The following is a 19,637-nucleotide window of genomic DNA, read 5'->3' on the forward strand; positions in this document are numbered from 1 at the left end:
GAGCAGTTTCTGAAATATCAAAATTCAGATTTGTAGAAGCTGTAACGAAAATTGAATTATCCTGAGGAGCGCCAGTAAAAGTGTAAGCGATGCCTTTTACATCAAAATTCAATACAGTTGAATGTGTTATGCCGTTGCTTCCTTTTACTTCAGCATTGATGATAACAGCTCCCTCTGCAGTACCGTTAAATACTAATTGAGTAGTTCCGTTAGCAATTGGAGTTGCTGTTCCGTAAGGCACAGCCACACCGCCCTGAGTAATAGTTCCAGTTCCAACTGAGCCTGCACCGATAGTGTATTTCACTTCGTATGAGATAGTATTGTCTGCAGTCTGCTGAGACAAGAACAGATTGAAAGCTTTAGAAGCATTTACATTTAGAGAACCGTCCCCTGAGCTAGACAATGTGAAATCATTGTTGATGTAAGTCAGTTTTACAGTTGCAGTTCTAGCCTTAGCATTTTGATTAGTAACCGTGAACACGATATCATGCGCACCGCCGGTTGTTCCAATGTACTGTCCGTTAGTAGAACCTTTTGTTACAGGGATAACTTCTCCCGCAGTATAAGTAGTTCCGTTGTAAACGAAAGTACCAGTTCCTGAAGTTGTGTATGTCATTCCGTAAGTATCAGCTCCACCGCCAATCTGGTTAACATTGAAATTAACGTTAACTGGAGTTTTAGTGATCTGGTTGTTTGTTGTACCAGTTGCATTAAATGAATAATCAGATGGTGTAACATTTACAGTAACTACTTGAGTTTTTTCAGTTAAAGAAGTTTTATTTCTTACTGTAAATAACATTTTAATTGCACCCTCTGTTGTTCCTACGAAAGTTCTGTTGAATGAACCCGTACTAACTGTTTCCCATTGGTTAGCCATTACTGGATTTGCTCCATTCATTATTTGACCGTTTCCTTCAGTAAATGCATATTTCATTTCGTAGCCAGTTCCTGAAGCTGCGCTTTCAGTAACGTCGAAATTCAAATTAGTTGTTGAAGTAACGAAAATACTATTTTGCTGTGGAGCGCCAGTAAAATCGAACGAGATACCCCTTACATTAAAACTTACTGTAGCCGAATGCACTATACCGTTACTGTCTTTTACATCAACTAAAACCGATATGGCACCTACTTCAGTTCCATGAAAAGTTAATTGAGTAGTTCCTTTATTGATTTCCTCGTATGAATTTAGATTTACAGGAGAACCGCCTTTAGTCAAGTATCCGTTTCCTACAGAACCTGAACCAATAGTATATTTTACCTGATAAGAAATGTCATTATCGTTAGCATTTTGCGATAAAAACACGTTAAAATTTTTCTCCTGGTTAACATTTAAAGAACCATCTCCAGATGTTGACAATGAAAAATCGTTATTTTTATAAGTAATATTTACTTGTGCAGATTTTGTTTTGTTGTTTTGATTAGTAACAGTGAATGAAACATTATGATTTCCACTAGATGTACCAATATATTTTCCACTAGATGGACCGCTGATAAATGGTATTAATTGACCTTGTGTATAAGTAATGTTGTTATATGTAAAAGTTCCTGTTCCTGATGTATTGAATACCATTTGATAAGAATCAGTACCTCCTCCAACTTGATTTAAATTGAAGTTAACATTTACTGGAACTTTTGCTAATTCATTGTTACTTGTAGCAGATGCACTAAAAGTGTATTCCGATGGAATTACATTAATTTTAATAGTTTGAATTTTAGTTATTGAAGTAGTTTTATTACGAACTGTAAATTCAATAATACTTTCCCCCTCTTTTGTCCCAACAAATGTTCTATTAAATGAACCAATATTTACTGATTCCCATTGATTAGAAAGAAGTTCTTTTGTACCGTTTTTAATAATCCCTTCTCCTTTAGTTATTGCGTACTTAAATTCATATTCAGTTTCAGAAGAAGCCGTTTCGGTAATATCAAAATTTAGATTTGTTGAAGCAGTGATAAAAATCTCGTTGCTTTGAGAAGCTCCTGAGAAAGTATATCCAATTTCCACAACGCTGAAAGCAATAGTAGAAGTATGAATTATTCCATAATTATCTTTAACTTCAACTTTTACATTAACAGGCCCAACTTGAGTTCCTTTGAACTGCATGTTTGTTACTCCTAATTTAGCATCTGTGAAGCTTCCAAAAGGAATTTCAACTCCATCTCTGATAACAACTCCAGAGCCTGTACCGCCATTTTCCAGTAAGAATCTTACTTGATATGAAGCAGTATTATCAGTTACAACTTGAGAAATAAAATAATTTATAGCTTTATTTTTCCCAAGATTTAATGTACCATCTCCCGTAGTTGATAGTGTAAAATCTGGATTTACTACCGAATAGTTTATAGTTTGAGAGTGAGATACATCATTACTGTCTTTAATGCTGAATTCAATTTTGCTATTTCCGCTTTGATCTGAAATAAAACTGTAATTTTTGTTTCCTGGTGTTATTTCATTTCCGTTTACAACTGGAACACCATTTTCTAAAAGCTGTCCAACTCCAGTAATAGTATAATTTAATACATATTTAATTCTGGGATTAATTTGATCTTGCGATAAACTCAAAATAATAGCATCCTGATTATTTTTATAAATCTTTGTATTGCTTTGCTGAATACTGAATTTATAATTTGAAGCAACTACCTGTACAATTTGAGTTATTTCTTCTTTTAAACCATTGCTGTCAGTAACAACATAATGTATTTTATGTTCTCCAACAGAAGTTGGTTTATATACTAATTTAAAAGCAGTTGGAGTAACTGTAACTGGAATACCTTGCTGTATTGGCTGATTATCTTTCAAGAAAGAACCCAATTGACCCGATTCAATTGAATAAGATACATTGTAAGTAGTACCTGAATAATCTCCAGTTGGAACAAGTGCATAAGAAAATGTATTTTCTTCATTTACAAAAACACTTTGACTAGGCGTTGGAGTAAAAGTAAATTTATTATTTAATACAACAACAGTTAGATCTTTTTTTACAATCTGTCCATTGCTGTCTTTTAATTCAAATGTGAATACATAATTTCCTGCAACAGTCGGTGTAAAACGATATTGGAATGAACCTCTTGATACATCAAAGAAATTTCCAGATACAATTTCAGTTTGCCCGTTTTTAAGCTGTCCTTCTCCACCGCTTAAATAATAGTTCATCTTATAATCAAGATCGTTCGAACTTTGCGGTGTTATTGTATAATTTATTGATATAGGCTGATTAACATAAGTTTGTGTAACGCTTGAAACATTGAATGTAACAGCTGTATGAGTAGTATTCATTTCTACTGAAGCTGTTCTCTGCTCTCCGTTGTTATCCGTTACAACAAAATTTAATTTATGACTTCCTAAAGTTTTAGGTAAATAGTTAAAGTAGAAAGTTCCTTTGTCAACATTAAATGGAGTACCTGATTTTAACGCTGTTCCATCTGAAGATGTTAATGTTCCATCCCCTTCGATAGGACTATAAACAAGCTTATAGGTTAACCCGCTAGTATCATTTGAATTTGTTACTAAGTTAAAGTTAATAACAGCATTTTTATTTAATAAAATAGTTTTTTCAGCAGGAATTGCAGTAAAAGAGAAAGGTACATTCTGTACAGTTATAATTACAGTTGCTTCTTTTACTTGTCCATTACTATCTTTAATTTTAAATGTTATTGTTGAAACACCTATTCCCGCAGGTTTAAATCTATATTGGTGTGTTCCAACTTCAATTGGCGCAGTAGTTCCTGCTTGCACAGCAACACCTGAAGGATTTTTTATAGTTCCTGCAATTCCTTTAGGGTCATATGCATGTGAAATTTCATATTTCACTCCAGTTGTTTTAGTCTGTTCTGCTAAGTCAATTGCTATTACTAATTCTTGATTTGCATTTAAAGAAGTAGTTGCTGCCGTTGCGCTTAATGTGAATGAAACATTATCTACCAGAACTTCAACTTGTCTTACAACTTGTGCCTTATCATCTGCAGTAACACTTGCAGTTATCATATGCAAACCTAAAGTACTTGGCATGTAATGGAGTTGTTTTACACCATTTTTAAGGATATATTCTTCTCCTGGTGTAATTGCTGTATCCCCATCATAAATAATTCCAGTACCGTTAGTAACTGTATAGCTAAAAGTAAATTTGTCTTCCTCTTTTCTTATAAGAGTTGAAGTCATTGCTCCTTTAGCGTTAATTGTATATGTATTTAAATTTGGGGTTAATAGGAATGTAAAAGGGGCATATTTAGATTTATAATTAAATGTCTTACTTTTTACAGCTCCATGATTATCTTTTATAGTTACGATAACTACATGATCTCCCACACTAGTAGGTAAGAAATTAAATTTATGTTCTAAAGTTTCTCCAAGCTTGAACTTTTCTGAAGGTTCGATTACAGTAGTTGGAGATTTTGTTTCAAAATGTGATTCCTCTTTTTCAAGGACATAACTTATTTCATAAGTAGTTCCTGCAACTACCCTTTGAGGTTTTATAACAATATCGAAAGGTGCAGTTTCATAAACAAATCCTTCGTTAAGCGCTGTAATTTCGAATTCAAAACTAAATTCATCTTCGATATCTATGTCTTTGGTACAACCCATTAAAAGTACGATTGCAAAGACAAAAAAGTAGGTAATATATTTGTAGAATTGTTTCATTTGTGGCAAGTGTTAATTAGCATAATATCTAAAACCTAACCCTAGAAAAGGCATAAATTCGCCCAAATCAGAATTAGCATGGTAATATTCATTGGCTCTTAAAGTGATTGAATATTGATCTGTAATTGCATAATCTAAATCTATTCCGATATATGCACCATAAATAAATCCAGGTTCACTTCTTATGATTGCACCGTTTTTAAGTTCTTTATCTCCTTTATTTACGGTTTCATATCCAAATACACCTCCTGCGCCTATATTCACATTAAATGTGTTCTTATAATTCCAAAATACGTTTTTGGAGTATCCTAGATTTAGAGTAAAATCGTTATATGGAATTTTTATTCCATCAACATATTTGAAATTAGCTGCTGTAAGTAAAACTCCAGCATCTATAAAATCATGACGGTCTAGGAAATAATTGTAACTAAACAAACCTCCTATTCCATCTTGAACGATACCTAAATTCCCTGTAAAAGCATTTGCATAACTTTGCGCTTTTAATGACATGGAAATCATTAATAAACTGGTTATTAAAAAAGTAATTTTTCTCATTGGTAATCTTAATTTGGGTTATTGATAAATGTATTTGGTATTTCTAATTTTACGGTTCTCTCTCCGTTGTCTTCGGTTAGTTCAACCAGTAAAATTTTATTTTCATTTATTGTAAATTTTTTATAGACAAACACTACTTCAGCTTTATCCTTTGCCATAATTTTTGTTGGATTGTTATGAATATATAAAGCTTCGTAAGGAATAGTTTGAGATACGGTATTTCGATTTTTATTGCGAGATATGATATAAAAATTCAAATAATTAATATCGTAATCTAAAGTTGAATCATTGTCTAGAATTAATGTAAAATAGAGTTCATTATCTATGTAACTAATGTTTTTTAACCTAACTGTTACTTTATTCTTTGAACCATAAATACGATTATAAAAAATTGGTTTTTCAACTTCTTTATTAGAATTGCTTTGTATGTTGTTTGTATTGTTAGAAGATTCAGCAACAGTAGTAGATTCATAATTATTTACAGTTATAGCTTCTACATTTTTATTTTTTTCTTCAAGTTCAGGCTCGGCTTTAGATTGTTTTTTTTTCCCTTGGGTTAACGGTTCTCCTGTTCCGTCTTCAAAAGCTACAGAGCCAGTTTCATTTCCAATAGCCATATTATCCTTTACGAAGTAATTCAGCATTGATATTTCGGGTTTATATCTTACGATGAATGAATAAATATTTCCATTTGATGTAATAACTAATAAATTACTTTCTGCGCCTGGTGTTGCTTTTAAAATTCCTATTTTGCTATCTCCATTAGATGAATATCCAAAAGTGAAGTTTGAATTTCCTACTATCCCACTTTTAATAGCACTGCTGAAGAATAAGTTTGTATTTTTATTGCTTGTACAATAAATGATTAATTCTTGCGGAGCATTTGGAGCTACATTTTGCGAATAGACTGCATCTATTTGGAAAAGTAGAATTGTTAGAATTAAGATTATTTTTTTCATTTATTGACCTAGTTTTAATATTAACCTTTGATTGTTTAGCAAATCTATTTTTGGTTCTTGCTGTTTACGTTTAAACAAGCTTTTAATTGTATTTCCTAAGGGTACTCCATTGACATCAATTTCGTCAGCTCCATCCTGCGCAACTTCTGAACCAGTTTCAGCAACTAAACTTCTTTGGACTTGTAATCCTAAATTTCCGTCTTCTGCATCATAAGCTTTGATTTTTAGCGGAACCTGATTAATATTGTTAATACTTAAATTAACCCTGTTTTGATTGAAAGTTGCTTGAGCATATATAAGAGTGTTTTTTTTGAAAACTTTTCCATCAATAACAGTTTCTTTTGGAAGAATTAGTGTTACTCTACTGTTATTTCTTAATCTTAGATGATCTCCTTTTATTGATGCATATATTAGCTGTTCTGCCTGTTGTGGAGCTTTTCCATTATTAGCAACTGAACTATTATTTTTTGAATTGAAAAAATTATTAAAACTGGATTCAGTGTTACTTTTCTCTTCATAATCAATTTCAGGTTTCGTTGAAGTATATTTTGAATTTGAATAGCTTTCAGATGTAGAAGTGGATGAAGTTCTTTTTTGTTTTTTTTGTTCTTTATTCATTTCTACAAGCATTTTATTTACTTTTTCAACTACTTGTTTATCATTTTCATTTTGATATGTTTGCGCCGGAACAGATTCATTCGTATTTATATTTTCTACATTGAACTGTTCAGATTTATTCTGCTGTTTTTGCTTTTCATCGGTTAATTCTGAAAAATCACTCATGACGTCTAATTTGTCATTAGATAATTCTTTTGTTTTCGCTCCAGGTAATGATACATCAGCTGTAGGTTCTTCAGATAACTTCTGTTCTTCTGTATTACCACTTGTCATGTACAATCCAACAATTATTAAAACCACTATAACTGGAAGAGCATATAAAAGCTTTTTGTGTTTAGTAAAAATTGTTTCAAAAAATGGCTGGTTTGAAACAACATTTTCGGGGTTATTTAGACTGTTCATTTTTGTTTGAGTTATTATTTATTAATCTATATTGTTCTATTAGAAAACCGTGGGGATTATTGTCTGTTCTTGCGACATTTCTAATACTGCATTCTGCATCGATTCTTTTTTCAGTTACTCCAGAACTTCTAGTAAATTTTTGCCATGCGTAAATTCTGCACTGATATTTATTATTCTGATCTAAGGATAATCCGATTGAATCAATATAAACCCTTGTAGAAATACTGCCATCTATAAGCTGATGATAGTAAAGAGCTTCTTCTCTTTTAAAATGAATCTGTTTTCCAGAATCGTCAATTAAATAAAGAGCTTTCCCAATTCTTGTTTTGATGTCAACAGGATCGGGGTCTAAGTCATAAAAAAATTGATGGAACATTGTAATGTGATTTTTAATCTCAGCTGTAATATTATCTTTTCCGCTTCGACTACGTACTAGCTCCAATGCATCACCGTTACTTAGTAGGTAGACTTTATTCCTACTTTCATCAACCTGAGCCATTGATTTCGTGTAAATAAAGCTGCAAAATAAGAACGAAAAAACGATAACAGCAAGTAAAATTATTCTCATACTTTTTAAAGAAGTATCGACATTTTGTAAGATTTTCATTTTGAATTATTTAAGTGTTAAACTCCCATTATAGCTTTACTTGCTTTAGCGATTTCTTTTCCTGCTTTTTGACCTTTTTGTTCCATTTTACCTGATATACTGCTTGTTGACGCATTTACCATCCACGAACTGATTGAGGGAATAGTAAGAAAACCTATTATAGTACAAAGACTGATTAGAATACTAAATGTGCTTACTCCTGCTTCATATTCATCTAATGGACGTAATTGATTCATCAATTCAATTTTTGCTAAAATCCCCTGAAAAATGAAACCAATAGGCAACCATAAATAAACATTTATATACTTCATTAACCATTGGGAAAAAGAACCTTCTAAACTTGGAAATGTGGATATAGCCAAGACAAATATTCCGAACAGAGATAAAACGATAAGATAAAATCCCCTAATTATGTTTAAGATTATTAATGCTAATTCAGAAATCAATAATAAAGCATCTGTCAGCATTTCTGTAAATGCATTTGTTATAACATTCCCTGCTTCGGTCAGAGTTGAAAGAATTGTATCGGTTAAACTTTGTTCCTCATTTTTTTTAGGTGTCCCCCCTCTTTCTGCATTTGCTTCAGCTAATAAACGTGCAACACTTGCTTTAATCTCTGGGTCTTCTTCTTCCATTCCCATCCATTCTTTAGTTTGCACTCTGCTTACATTATATTGATCAGTCATATCTTGAATTGCAACCGCTCTTGCAGCTTCAGTTATTGCATTAAGAGGTACATTTATAACTGTAATAAAAGTTGTGTAATAAAAAATCCCTAAAAATGTCAATAAAAATTTTTTTAGAAATTTGCTTAATGCTTCATTATTATTGGAACCATCCATCATCTGAAAAAATGAAAAATAAGCTGAGACGATTAAACCAATTAAAGCAATGATTTTAGCTACTAAAAGAAAGGAATCCATACTTTTCAAGTAGTCTTCCATTATTTCATTTAAATAACCGTTTATGTATGTTCCATCCATGATTAATCTCTTATCTTATTAAAACTATTTTTATTTTCCTTAATGAACTGTTCTTGATTCTTGCCTTTTGTTTTCTGAGCAACTGCCCTTTTGATTGAGCTATTAAAATATCTTATCATATTTTTGTTTTTACTCATTTTTGCTTCAACTTCACTCAAAATGGTTAGTCTTTCAGCATCATTCATTTTTAAGTTACCGTCCGTGATGATTTTTGTTCCATATTCGAAATCATCTAAAGACTGACCAACCATTTTTGTATAAACTGATTGAAATACTGCTCGATCTTTTGCACTAATATTTTTGTCTGAGTAGATGTAAGTAATACCTCTTGAATATTCAGATGTTATATCAGTCAGATAATTTTTCATATTGATAACCTGATTACTTTGTTTTACATAGTCTGAAATATCTTCAACCATTTCTACAGTTTTATCATACTGTTTTTTTAAAGCAGTTAACTGCTGTAATGTTGCAACAGCTTTGGCTAATGCTGATGCTCTATCGCCCGCTGCTTTTACGGCAGATGTATTAAGTGCTGTCAATTGTCCTCCTGCTGCAGCATCTGTAACAGGAATTTGAGCAAATCCTTTCATTGATGCCAAACAGATCATTACAATTATTAGAGTAATTTTTTTCATGATTTCTAATGTTTATTAGGTTGTTTTACATTTTGATTTAACTTTTTATAATCTGAATCTGAGGATATTTTTTCATTATAAAAACTCATTGTATCCCTACGCTGAAACTGTTTAGATTTGATATCTTCTACTACTGCAATTATTTTTTTATTGCTCATTTGAATGTTCTCATTTCTTATTATTCGGAGAACAAAATCAAAATCTTCTAAGCTTTCAGTAATTGTAGTATTGTATATTTTTTCATAGCTGTCTTTTTCACTTTGAGATATCATGTTATCTTTTTTTAGGAAAAAGACACCTTTAGAATAAATGGATGAAATTTCAGATAATAGAAATTTTAAGTACAAAGTTTCCTGGCTTAATTTGTCATTCTGATCGTTTTTTTCATAGTTATTCAGTAGTGTACTATACTGGCTATTAAGTATTGTTATCTTTTTAATAATGTTAATTGCATTTCCAATTTCAGATTCATTTTTAACTGGTGCAGATTTGGTTGGTTCAGTTAGTGTATCCAGAGCTTTGATAGCTTCTAGTTCTTGGCTGTTTTGAGCTTTAACACTATAAATGGCCATACTTAATAGTGCAGTTAAAATTATTTTTTTCATCATTTTTAAATTATTTATGGTTTTACATTTTATCAGCAAACATTTTAATGCCGGTTTCTAAATCCCCGTATCGGTCTGCTAATAATTCTATTTTTTCTTTTTCGAATTTTTCGGTTGTATAAGTTGCATATTCTTCTTTTGAAACATTAATTCCGTAAATTGTTCCTTCAGTACCAAGTCCAATGAAAACCTCTTTATATTTTCCGTTTGGAAGATTGTTTCTGTTTAATGATAGAATTTGTTCTTTTGCTTTATCTGATAGAGACAATGAAGCCTGAATAGCATCAAAGTCATTTGCATATTCACGCATATCTAGTAGAATTTTAGCACCACAGTTTTTCAAAACCGTATCCTTAACAATTTTATTTCCAATGATGTCATCAAGTTCCTGAGTAACTAACCAAGCTTCGCCAAAATGCTTACGAACTGTTTTGAATAGATATTTTAGAAATTCAGCCATACCTTCTTTTGTTATGGCTTTCCAAGCTTCTTCTAACAATAAAACTTTTCTTGTTCCTTTTAACAATCTCATTTTAGTAATGAAAGTGTCCATAATCATCAAGGTTACGATTGGAAATAATATGGTATGATCTTTAATGTTGTCTAATTCGAATATGATTAGTTTTTGATTAAGTAGATCGATATTTTCTTTGGAATTAAGCAAATAATCATATTCTCCACCTGTATAAAACATTCTTAAAACATTTTCAAAAGAGTTTGCATTAATTAAACTAGATTGTTTTGTTTTTGAAATTTTTGGGAAATAATCTTCGACCATAAAACGGTAATATGAATTAAAATCCATAAACTCGTCAGTCTTATCTATGTGGTCATAATATTCGTTTAAAGCTTCACGAATAATTGCATCTTCATCTTTAGTTTCATCTCCTGCATTTTTTTTCCAGAGCGTAAATATTAGTTTAATTAAACTTTCTTTTTTCTCAATATTTATTTTATTCCTTGTGGCAGTTTTTTTAACATTCCCATTAATGTCGGTTTCTTCTTCGATGTCCCCCCGCTCTACATAAAAAGGATTGAATGATATTGGTTTTTCAGTAGTAAAGGTTAAATAAGTTCCACCTCTTAATTTGCATAATCTCTCATATGAATCCCCAACATCTACTATTACCATGTGAGTATTGAAATCAAGATAACTGTTAACCATATGGTTTGTTGTAAATGATTTTCCTGAACCAGAAGGCCCAATTATCATTTTGTTTCTATTGGTAGTATCTCCTTTTTTCATAGGAAGATCTGAAATGTCAACATATAATGGAGTTCCATTATATCTATCAGATAAATGCATTCCAAACTCAGAAATATCATCTATGTTTGTTGTTTCAAAAATTGATAATGCTGAAGCCTGAATGCACAATAATTTGAAAGTTTGATCATAATAACCTAAGTCTGCAATGTTTCCTGGATAACAGCTCCAAAAAAGTGGCAGTATTTCATTCCAAGCAACATTTGGTCTAAAATTTATAGTATTAAAATTTGCAATTAACTTATTTTGTAGATGATCAAGATTTGACTGATCTGCATCCCATAATAAAACGTTACTATGATAAGATACAGGGAAATAACCTTCTTCTAATAGTTTTGCATAATTCTCTGAATCTTCAAGATTTAGTGGATTTGAAGTGTCTTGTGCTATGAACGTTTTATTATAGTTATCGATATTTTTCAGTTCATTTTTTACATCTTCTTTGCTCTCTTTTATCCATACCTGATTTACAATATGATTTTCTTTAAATCCTAAACCAATTGGATGATATATAGAGAATTTTACACTTGACTTATCAGTTGAGAACCTTGTGTCTACATAAGTATTTTCATATTCGTTTGGAAGACATTCTAATGAATTAACTGCCAATGAACTTATAAAATTTGCGCCAATTTTAGTTCTATTCGCATCTTGAAATATTTCGGAAGAATATTTTAAATCTCCAAAATTTAAGTTTTCATATTGATTACACAGGGTTTCAATTTCATTTTTGTCTAATGCCCTTAAATCAAAAGATTGAGATTCCTTAAAGATTGATTTGATACGTTCTACAGCTACATCAAATTCATTTTTTACTTCACTAGATTTTAATTCCTTAGGAACAAAATTATTTTTGAAAACTAATGATGTTAAAGAATTATTTTTTTTTATGGTTGGAGAAGACTGGCTTATGATAAGATAAGTTTTATGTTCCAACAATGGAGCTTCGTTAAATTTTGTTTTGTAAGCAGTTTTTAAAAAGTCACCATTTTTATTTTGGATTTTACTACTATCGAATTTCTTTTTGTAGTAAATATCAATTTTATGAATTATGGTATAATCAGGAAGAACACTAAATATTGAATTAAAATCATTTAAGCATCTGTCATATTCTTTTGTAGACATTGTGAATATAGCAGGTAATTTTAATTCGAATATTCTCGAATACGAACCAATCTTTGATAATATGGTGTTATCATCATCTATCGTCCATATTGGACGAATACTATCTAGGTTAACTTGTTTCATAATTTTTTGGGCTTTATAACAAAAGTTTTTCTACAGCTTTTCTTAAGGGATTTGTTTAAATCTCCTTTTGAAAGATTCTTTAGATCATTGTACTTGTACAACAAAAAACACAGCACTAAAACAGTGAGTATTAATCGAACTAACATTGGAAAGGGAAATATTAAAAAGATTAGAATTAGAAATAATCCTCCACCGACAAACATTAGCATTGTTGTAAGATATGTTCCCCGCACCCCTCTAAATGATGCGGGAGAACCTACTCTTTTTCTTGGTTGAAATTTCATTCTATACTGAGAACGTTGCTTTGATTATAAAACCAGCCGCAATCAAGAATACAAATGCAAAACCCCATTGGCCCATTGCTTTGTTTGTATCTTGGTCTCCGTTTTGATGTTTAGAATATACACGAATAGCTCCAAATACTCCGATTATGGCAGCTATAACGTATAAAAATGTAGTAATTGGTTCAACAATGCTTTGAAGTTCGCCTGTTGCTGCTGACAATCCACTTGCCAGACCTCCTGATTTTTGAGCAAAACCAATAGAGGCCATTAATAATAAAATTGGGGTTAACGCTTTTTTCATAATATATTAAAGTTTAAATTATTTACTTCTATATATTCTGAAAGCGTCTTTTCTTTACTTTTCCGTGTCTATATCATTATCTAATAGAAATTGATCTAGGCTTTTACTAGAGTGTAACTCTCTTTCGAGATCATTAATATCCTCTAATGTTTTCTGCCAATCACTACTTTCATTAGATTTTATGATAGGCTTAGCTTTAACTTTATTGTAGGTCGGAGCGCTTTCAAAATTATCGGCTAATATATGAATATTTTTAACACACTCGCTATCCTCGTTAAAATTTTTAATAATATGTCTTTTTTTTAATTTTCTCTCATAGAGTATTAAGACAAGATAATATAGCAGTATTATTGCAACACCGCTTATTACATATACTGGATTTATATTTGAAAACTTATCCATGTTTTTAAATCATTTTTTTCATAAGCGCTTCAATATCTTCTTTGTTTTCCTCTAGAAATGAAGTAAAGATTGCATTGGTTAAATCATTAAGGTTAACTTTAGATGATAACGCTAACATTTTTAATTTATACTGAAGCTGTGGAGTTACAATTAAAGATGTTTTTTCTTTATTTTTAACTGGATTTTTTTCATTGTATAATGCAATAATATTTTCGATAAACTCTTTATTGTTTTTAGATTTTGATTTTCTAGTTTGATCTGGTTTTGCGTTCGGCACATTTTTAACCTCGTCTTTAATTGGGTCAGAAATATTTTGAACTTCCTCCTCTACTTCTTCTTCTTGAATGTCATTGTTTAATTCTACAGGTTCTGTTTGCGCTTTTTCCTTTCCCTGAGGTTCAGTCTTAGACAAATCATTTAAACTCGCTCCAGTTGCAATTGCAGATATGAAATTATTATTATTCTTTTTCATTTTTATTATTGTTTAATTTTTTTTAAAATTTCTTCCATTAATCCAATTATTGGTTTATCATAATTTGGATACAAAGTTGAAAGAAGACCTTTATTACCTTCTCTTAAATAAAGACTAACGTATTTTTTTCTTCTATTGATAACATTGTCCAATACATTAAAACCATTAGCTTTTAGATCATTTATTAGCATGTTGTAAGTTCCCGATGCAACACTATCAACATTATTTAATACAATTCCATAATTCATATCGCTGTTAGCAGATATTGGAGCAATTACACTAGCGACAAATGAAATTGTACTTCTTACAACGTCAAATTCAGTACTAGTTGGTACAATAATGTAATCAAATATTTTTATAAAATCTTCATTATAACCATCTGTATTTACTGTACCTACAACATCAATGATTGTATATTCGTAATTGCTTTTTAGAAGATCAATTTTTGATGTTACATCTTGAATGTCTCCTTTATAAATATTAATAGGTGCAAAATCATTTTTATAAATATTTTGAACCTTTGAGGAATAAAAATTGTTTCCATCTTCTAAAGCGAGTTTTAATAAATTAGCTTCTTCATTTCGGATTGCGTCAATTGAATATTGTGGATTATCCGAATCATACAACGCAACAAAATTAGAATCTTTTTTGAAATTCAAATTGTGATATAATGCCATTGCCAGATGCATTGCCAATGTTGATTTTCCTACTCCCCCCTTTTGGTTCAATAACCCAATTATTTTTCCCATGATTTATTAATTTATAAAATTAGAAATTTATTTATTTTTTTACTTATTAATTAAATTATTAATGTTTTTTTTTATTTAGAAATAAATTAAATAATCAATTTATATATTAATTAAATTATTAATGTATTTAAATATTAACTAATTTATAAATTAAAAAACAAATATATATATTAATAAAATAATAAACAAATATATTAATATAAAAATAAATTAATTAATTAATATATAAGTATAATAATATAAAAATATAAAAGTATAACAGTATATAAGTATAATAATATAATAGTATTACAGCAAAGAGCTTAGAAAGTATAAAAGCATAAAAGTATAAAAGTATAATAGTATAAATTCTGAAGAGTTGGTAAATTAAAACATAAGTATAAAAGTATAATAGTGTATAAATATAAAAGTATAATTCTAATTATTGTCGGGATTTAAATTAAAAATTTAAAAGTATAATTTTATACTATTATAACTTTATACAAATTTTTTTGTGGTATATATTATAGACTTCAATAAGTATAAAAGTATAATAGTATATTTTTATAATTCATTAAATGATTCTATATGTACCTAAACGGAATATTAAATGGAAATCAATTAATTTAAATTAAAATGTCTATCTTTGAAATTACGAAGTAATTTAGCGAGGTGTGTTTACACATATGTCAAAACTAAAAATCTACGATTTTCAATTTCTCATATGGTAAACCATCTCGCCCTGTCGGGAACTAAAATACTCCGAAGTCGTATTTTTAAAGATTTATATTTTATCTATGGAAAATAGAAAAAAAGGAGGAAGACCAGAATTAGAAATCAAAAGAGATAAATCAAAAGTTTTGTATTTCAGTAAAGAAGAATATGAAATTCTGGAGAAGAAGTTGATAGAATCTGATTATCAAAATATGAGTGAAATGATACGTGAAATATTAATTAATAATCAATATCGTGTTGTTTCATTTGATACCGAATCTGTTTTGCAGAGATCAATAATTATTGAACAAGTTAGGAGAATCGGTAATAATTTTAACCAATTGATAAAGTCACTTAATCAAAGAAAATTAGATTCATTAACTAAAAATGATATTAAATCATTACAAGATAATATTCTTGATATTAAAAATATCTATGCTAAAATCGAAGAGGAAGTAAGGAATGATAGCTAAAATTAGTACTGGAATAAACACTCATGGCATGGTTTCTTACAACCATAATAAGACTATTCCAAATAAAAAAGGAGAAAAAGAAGGTTTGTTACTTGCTGTAAATTCCATAAATAATGATAAATTATCCAATATAGTTTCAACTATTTCTTCTTTCAATAATAAGAATAAAAGCGTATCAAAACCTAATATACATATTAGTTTAAACTTCCATAAAGATGATATTTTATCTAATGAAAAGATAGTTGAAATTGCAAAAGATTACTTAAATGAGATGGGTTACAAAGATCAGCCGTATGCGATTTATCGCCATTTTGATCGTGAACATCCGCATATTCATATTGTATCTTCACAAATTAATGCAGATGGTAAGAAGATTAATGACTCACATATTTATTATAGAAGTCAAAAACTGACAAGAGATTTAGAAGAAAAATATGAAATTACAAAAGCAGTTGAAAAAAAGGGAGTTCTTGATAAAATCGATATATATTCTGCTATACACGAGCATTTAGAATTTGGTAAACACAGCCTAACAGCAATTATGAAAAGGGCGCTTATAGAAGTTATGGAGCAAAAGCCTACTTCTGAAAAGCAGTTTGAATATCTATTAAGTAATTATCAAGTTAAAAGATTAATTTCTTCTGATGCAGAAGATAATATTAAAGGTCATTTTTTTGATCTCCTTCCTTTAGAAAATTTAACTGATGAGAACTATACAGCTAAATCAAAAGGTATTAATGGTTTCGATTTGGACAGCTCATTTTCATATCATGCAATTATGATGCAGATAGAAAGCAATGTAAAGCAGAAAGAAATTATCCAAAAAGGAATTATGGGTAAAATTTACAGCATCATAAACCCACTTCAGGAGAAACAACGTATAAGCAAGGCCGAAGAAGCTCCAGATAAAATCTTTAAAGAGAATTTAAGTGAGTTTACTTTGAAAATGAAAAAGAAAGGAATTGAAATAGTTGTCAAACGGTCACAAACTGGAGATAATCCTGGAACAATTTACGGACTACTTTTTAAGGACATTAAAACAAGCCATGTTTATTCAGCTACTGAAATCAAATTAAAGACAAAAGATTTTTTAGAATTAATTCATGATGATTTAAAAAATTTAAATCAAACGGAAATTTCTTCAAAAATCTCCGAATTGATCGATGTAACACCTGAAGATTTTTCACAAAATCCTATAGAAGATAATCTGAAAGAAACTTTCAGTTTTTTTGACTCTTTATCTGAAATGTTTGGTAATAATAATGTTGGGCCAAATAGAGATGATACACCGGTTAAACCAAAAAGAAGAAGAAAAAGAGGACTTTAAACGCATCTTAATTAGTTAAAAATATTTATTAAAAAAAATATTAGTAAAAAATATTAATATATTTGATTGATTTTTAAATATATTAATATGATAACAGTTTTAGCAGAAAAACCTTCTGTAGCTAAAGATATTGCTAAATATTTGGGTGCTACCAACAAAAAAGATGGATACCTTGAAGGTAATAATTACGCAGTGACTTGGGCATTTGGTCATTTAGTTGAAATTAAAAGCTTAAAAGAATTAGGTTATGATTCAGAGTGGAGTTTAAACACTTTACCTTTCATACCGAATGATTTTGAACTTAAAGTTTCTAAAGATGCAAATAAACAATTTCAGGTTATTAAAAATCTTTTTGATAAATCCTCTAAAATAATCTGTGCTACAGATGCGGGTAGGGAAGGAGAATTAATTTTCCGTTATATCTATAATTTATCCAAATCAAAAACTAAGTTTGAAAGATTATGGATTAGTTCCCTAACTGATCAAGCTATTAAAGATGGTTTTAGCAAGCTTAAAAAAGGATCTGATTTTGATAATTTATATTATTCAGCAAAAGCAAGAAATGAAGCTGATTATATAGTTGGTATAAATGCTACTATTGGTATGACAGCAAAAGCAGGTTCAGGATTATTATCACTTGGCAGAGTTCAAACACCTACACTAGCATTAATCTGTGAAAGATATCTTCAGAATATTAATTTTAAACCAGTTCCCTACTATACACCTGAAATTCTACTATTTCCATTAAATAAGCTAGAATTCAAAGCTAGATTTGAAAATAATTTTCCGAATGAAGATGAAGCTAAATTAGTCAATGATGCTATTGGTGCTATTTTATTTGTTACAGATGTAAGCAAAAAAGAAGTGAAAGAAAACCCACCTCAATTATTTGATTTAACTTCCCTTCAAATGGAAGCCAATAAAAGATATGGGTTTTCAGCACAAAAGACATTATCAACTGCTCAAAAACTTTACGAGGAACATAAAATTTTGTCATATCCAAGAACAGCATCTAAATATTTAAGTGATGATATGATATCAATTATTCCTGGTCTTTTAAATGATATTTTAAAATTCCACGATAAAAAAGATTCTATTAACTTTTTGCTTCAAAATAAAATATCTTCCAGACCAATTGATAACAGTAAAGTAACAGACCATCATGCTATAATACCAACCGAAAAGAATGTGAATTTTTCAAATCTTAATGATGATGAAAAATCAATTTATATGTTGGTTGTAAATAGATTTTTAGAAGCATTTATGCCAGTATGCATAAAAGAAAATTCAACAGTAATAATTGATTCGGAAAAAGGAAAATTTTCAGCCAGCGGTTCTATTATTATTGAATCAGGTTGGAGATCAATCTCAGAAAAAATTTCTGATGATGAACTTGAGAATGAAGAAAAGCTGCCAACTTTAAAGATAGGAGAAAAATTATCTGTAATAAAGAAAGAAATTAAAAAAAGTTTTACCAAACCATTACCACTATTCAATGAAAGCAGTTTATTACATATAATGGAAACAGCCGGTAAACTTGTCGAAGATTCTGAGCTTTCTCAGGCAATGAAAGACGGCGGTCTTGGAACACCTGCAACTCGAGCTTCAATTATCGAGCTTTTATTAAGGAGAAACTTTATAGCCAGGGAGAAAAAAAATATTATTCCTACCGATTTAGGTCTTAATTTATATATTCAAGTTAAAGACCTTAAAATTTCTAAAGCTGAACTTACAGGGGAATGGGAGAGTAAGCTAATGCAGATTGAAAAAGGCAATTATTCTTTTGATTTATTCAACTCTGAAATAAAATGCTACATCGGAGATTTAATAGATTCAATTAAATCTTTAAAAATTGAATCATTTGATAAAACAATAATTGCTTGTCCATTTTGCAGTAATGGTCAAATAGTTGAAAAAGGAAATCAGTTTTCATGTAACAATATACATGCGGAATGTAATTTTCCAATAATATGGAAAAAAATTAGTAATCAAACTATTAGTACTTCACATGTAATTGAGTTAGTAAAAAATAATAAGTCTTCTTTAATAAAAGGTTTTATAAATAAAGAAAATAAACAGTTTGATGCTAGTTTGACAATTGATAAGGATTCAAAAAAACTAATATTTGATTTTAGTAAAAGTATCATTGGAGATTGTCCAAAATGTAAAACTGGAAAAGTAGAGGATTATAGTAAAACTTTAAAATGTAATAATATTGTAAATTGTGATTTTATAATTTTCAAAGAGATTGCACAAAAGAAAATTAGTATCATTGATTTAACTAAATTGATAAAAGAAGGAAAAACAAATTTGATAAAAGGATTTACTTCAAGAACTGGCTCCCACTTTGATGCAAAATTAACCTTAGATTCAATGTTTAAAGTTAGTTTTGAATTTTTAAAGAAATAATTATTATTT

General features: G+C 29.6%; 16 protein-coding genes. 3 read left to right on the top strand and 13 right to left on the bottom strand.

Annotated elements, in window-relative coordinates; all coding sequences use genetic code 11:
* The 13 genes from K6T82_RS23735 to K6T82_RS23795 form a co-directional block, all read right to left on the bottom strand.
* A partial coding sequence (locus K6T82_RS23735; RefSeq protein ID WP_223711451.1) for a TraQ conjugal transfer family protein occupies positions 1–4,639 on the bottom strand: 4,639 nt, incomplete at its 3' end.
* A 12-nt stretch (positions 4,640–4,651) separates the two neighbouring features.
* Entirely contained in the window at positions 4,652–5,194 is a 543-nt protein-coding gene (locus K6T82_RS23740) for a conjugal transfer protein TraO (protein ID WP_223711453.1), read from the bottom strand.
* An 8-nt stretch (positions 5,195–5,202) separates the two neighbouring features.
* A complete protein-coding gene (locus tag K6T82_RS23745; protein ID WP_223711455.1) occupies positions 5,203–6,153 on the bottom strand; it encodes a DUF4138 domain-containing protein in 951 nt (316 codons plus the stop codon).
* Positions 6,154–7,173, bottom strand: a complete 1,020-nt coding sequence (gene traM, locus K6T82_RS23750; RefSeq protein ID WP_223711457.1) for a conjugative transposon protein TraM — start codon at positions 7,171–7,173, stop codon at positions 6,154–6,156.
* The gene (gene traK / locus K6T82_RS23755; protein WP_223711459.1) at positions 7,157–7,780 is read right to left on the bottom strand and encodes a conjugative transposon protein TraK; all 624 of its coding nucleotides are present in this window, start codon (positions 7,778–7,780) and stop codon (positions 7,157–7,159) included. Before traK ends, traM begins: the two co-directional genes overlap by 17 nt.
* A gap of 17 nt (positions 7,781–7,797) precedes the next feature.
* Positions 7,798–8,763, bottom strand: a complete 966-nt coding sequence (locus K6T82_RS23760) for a TraJ family protein (protein WP_223711461.1) — start codon at positions 8,761–8,763, stop codon at positions 7,798–7,800.
* A gap of 2 nt (positions 8,764–8,765) precedes the next feature.
* On the bottom strand, positions 8,766–9,401 hold the full coding sequence (locus K6T82_RS23765; protein ID WP_223711463.1) for a hypothetical protein: 636 nt from the start codon (positions 9,399–9,401) through the stop codon (positions 8,766–8,768).
* A 5-nt stretch (positions 9,402–9,406) separates the two neighbouring features.
* Positions 9,407–10,009 (bottom strand): hypothetical protein, encoded by a 603-nt coding sequence (locus K6T82_RS23770; protein ID WP_223711465.1) that lies wholly within the window; start codon positions 10,007–10,009, stop codon positions 9,407–9,409.
* Between the two features lie 19 nt (positions 10,010–10,028).
* Complete coding sequence (locus K6T82_RS23775) at positions 10,029–12,518, bottom strand: TraG family conjugative transposon ATPase (protein ID WP_223711467.1); 2,490 nt, start codon at positions 12,516–12,518, stop codon at positions 10,029–10,031.
* Between the two features lie 285 nt (positions 12,519–12,803).
* Positions 12,804–13,103, bottom strand: a complete 300-nt coding sequence (locus K6T82_RS23780) for a DUF4134 family protein (RefSeq protein WP_223711470.1) — start codon at positions 13,101–13,103, stop codon at positions 12,804–12,806.
* Between the two features lie 54 nt (positions 13,104–13,157).
* Complete coding sequence (locus K6T82_RS23785; RefSeq protein ID WP_223711472.1) at positions 13,158–13,505, bottom strand: hypothetical protein; 348 nt, start codon at positions 13,503–13,505, stop codon at positions 13,158–13,160.
* 4 nt (positions 13,506–13,509) lie between these two features.
* The gene (locus K6T82_RS23790; protein WP_223711474.1) at positions 13,510–13,977 is read right to left on the bottom strand and encodes a hypothetical protein; all 468 of its coding nucleotides are present in this window, start codon (positions 13,975–13,977) and stop codon (positions 13,510–13,512) included.
* A 5-nt stretch (positions 13,978–13,982) separates the two neighbouring features.
* A complete protein-coding gene (locus K6T82_RS23795) occupies positions 13,983–14,726 on the bottom strand; it encodes a ParA family protein (RefSeq protein ID WP_223711476.1) in 744 nt (247 codons plus the stop codon).
* A 776-nt stretch (positions 14,727–15,502) separates the two neighbouring features.
* On the opposite strand from K6T82_RS23795, the gene K6T82_RS23800 reads away from it, so the two are divergent.
* The 3 genes from K6T82_RS23800 to K6T82_RS23810 all read left to right on the top strand — a co-directional run bounded on the left by K6T82_RS23800 (position 15,503) and on the right by K6T82_RS23810 (position 19,628).
* Positions 15,503–15,892 (top strand): plasmid mobilization protein, encoded by a 390-nt coding sequence (locus tag K6T82_RS23800; protein ID WP_223711478.1) that lies wholly within the window; start codon positions 15,503–15,505, stop codon positions 15,890–15,892.
* On the top strand, positions 15,882–17,219 hold the full coding sequence (locus K6T82_RS23805; RefSeq protein ID WP_223711480.1) for a relaxase/mobilization nuclease domain-containing protein: 1,338 nt from the start codon (positions 15,882–15,884) through the stop codon (positions 17,217–17,219). The genes K6T82_RS23800 and K6T82_RS23805 overlap by 11 nt, the downstream gene beginning before the upstream one ends.
* Positions 17,220–17,306: 87 nt before the next feature.
* The gene (locus K6T82_RS23810; RefSeq protein WP_223711482.1) at positions 17,307–19,628 is read left to right on the top strand and encodes a type IA DNA topoisomerase; all 2,322 of its coding nucleotides are present in this window, start codon (positions 17,307–17,309) and stop codon (positions 19,626–19,628) included.
* The last annotated feature ends 9 nt before the right edge of the window (positions 19,629–19,637 follow it).

This window comes from Flavobacterium potami, assembly GCF_020026915.1.
Lineage (GTDB): Bacteria > Bacteroidota > Bacteroidia > Flavobacteriales > Flavobacteriaceae > Flavobacterium > Flavobacterium potami.

Bases quoted from the DNA above. Each gene is read 5' to 3' on its own strand.
- K6T82_RS23760 (WP_223711461.1), bottom strand. From the start codon at position 8,763: ATGGATGGAACATACATAAACGGTTATTTAAATGAAATAATGGAAGAC.
- traM (WP_223711457.1), bottom strand. From the start codon at position 7,173: ATGAACAGTCTAAATAACCCCGAAAATGTTGTTTCAAACCAGCCATTT.
- K6T82_RS23785 (WP_223711472.1), bottom strand. From the start codon at position 13,505: ATGGATAAGTTTTCAAATATAAATCCAGTATATGTAATAAGCGGTGTT.
- K6T82_RS23765 (WP_223711463.1), bottom strand. From the start codon at position 9,401: ATGAAAAAAATTACTCTAATAATTGTAATGATCTGTTTGGCATCAATG.
- K6T82_RS23810 (WP_223711482.1), top strand. From the start codon at position 17,307: ATGATAACAGTTTTAGCAGAAAAACCTTCTGTAGCTAAAGATATTGCT.
- K6T82_RS23800 (WP_223711478.1), top strand. From the start codon at position 15,503: ATGGAAAATAGAAAAAAAGGAGGAAGACCAGAATTAGAAATCAAAAGA.
- K6T82_RS23780 (WP_223711470.1), bottom strand. From the start codon at position 13,103: ATGAAAAAAGCGTTAACCCCAATTTTATTATTAATGGCCTCTATTGGT.
- K6T82_RS23795 (WP_223711476.1), bottom strand. From the start codon at position 14,726: ATGGGAAAAATAATTGGGTTATTGAACCAAAAGGGGGGAGTAGGAAAA.
- K6T82_RS23740 (WP_223711453.1), bottom strand. From the start codon at position 5,194: ATGAGAAAAATTACTTTTTTAATAACCAGTTTATTAATGATTTCCATG.
- K6T82_RS23775 (WP_223711467.1), bottom strand. From the start codon at position 12,518: ATGAAACAAGTTAACCTAGATAGTATTCGTCCAATATGGACGATAGAT.
- K6T82_RS23770 (WP_223711465.1), bottom strand. From the start codon at position 10,009: ATGATGAAAAAAATAATTTTAACTGCACTATTAAGTATGGCCATTTAT.
- K6T82_RS23790 (WP_223711474.1), bottom strand. From the start codon at position 13,977: ATGAAAAAGAATAATAATAATTTCATATCTGCAATTGCAACTGGAGCG.
- traK (WP_223711459.1), bottom strand. From the start codon at position 7,780: ATGAAAATCTTACAAAATGTCGATACTTCTTTAAAAAGTATGAGAATA.
- K6T82_RS23805 (WP_223711480.1), top strand. From the start codon at position 15,882: ATGATAGCTAAAATTAGTACTGGAATAAACACTCATGGCATGGTTTCT.
- K6T82_RS23745 (WP_223711455.1), bottom strand. From the start codon at position 6,153: ATGAAAAAAATAATCTTAATTCTAACAATTCTACTTTTCCAAATAGAT.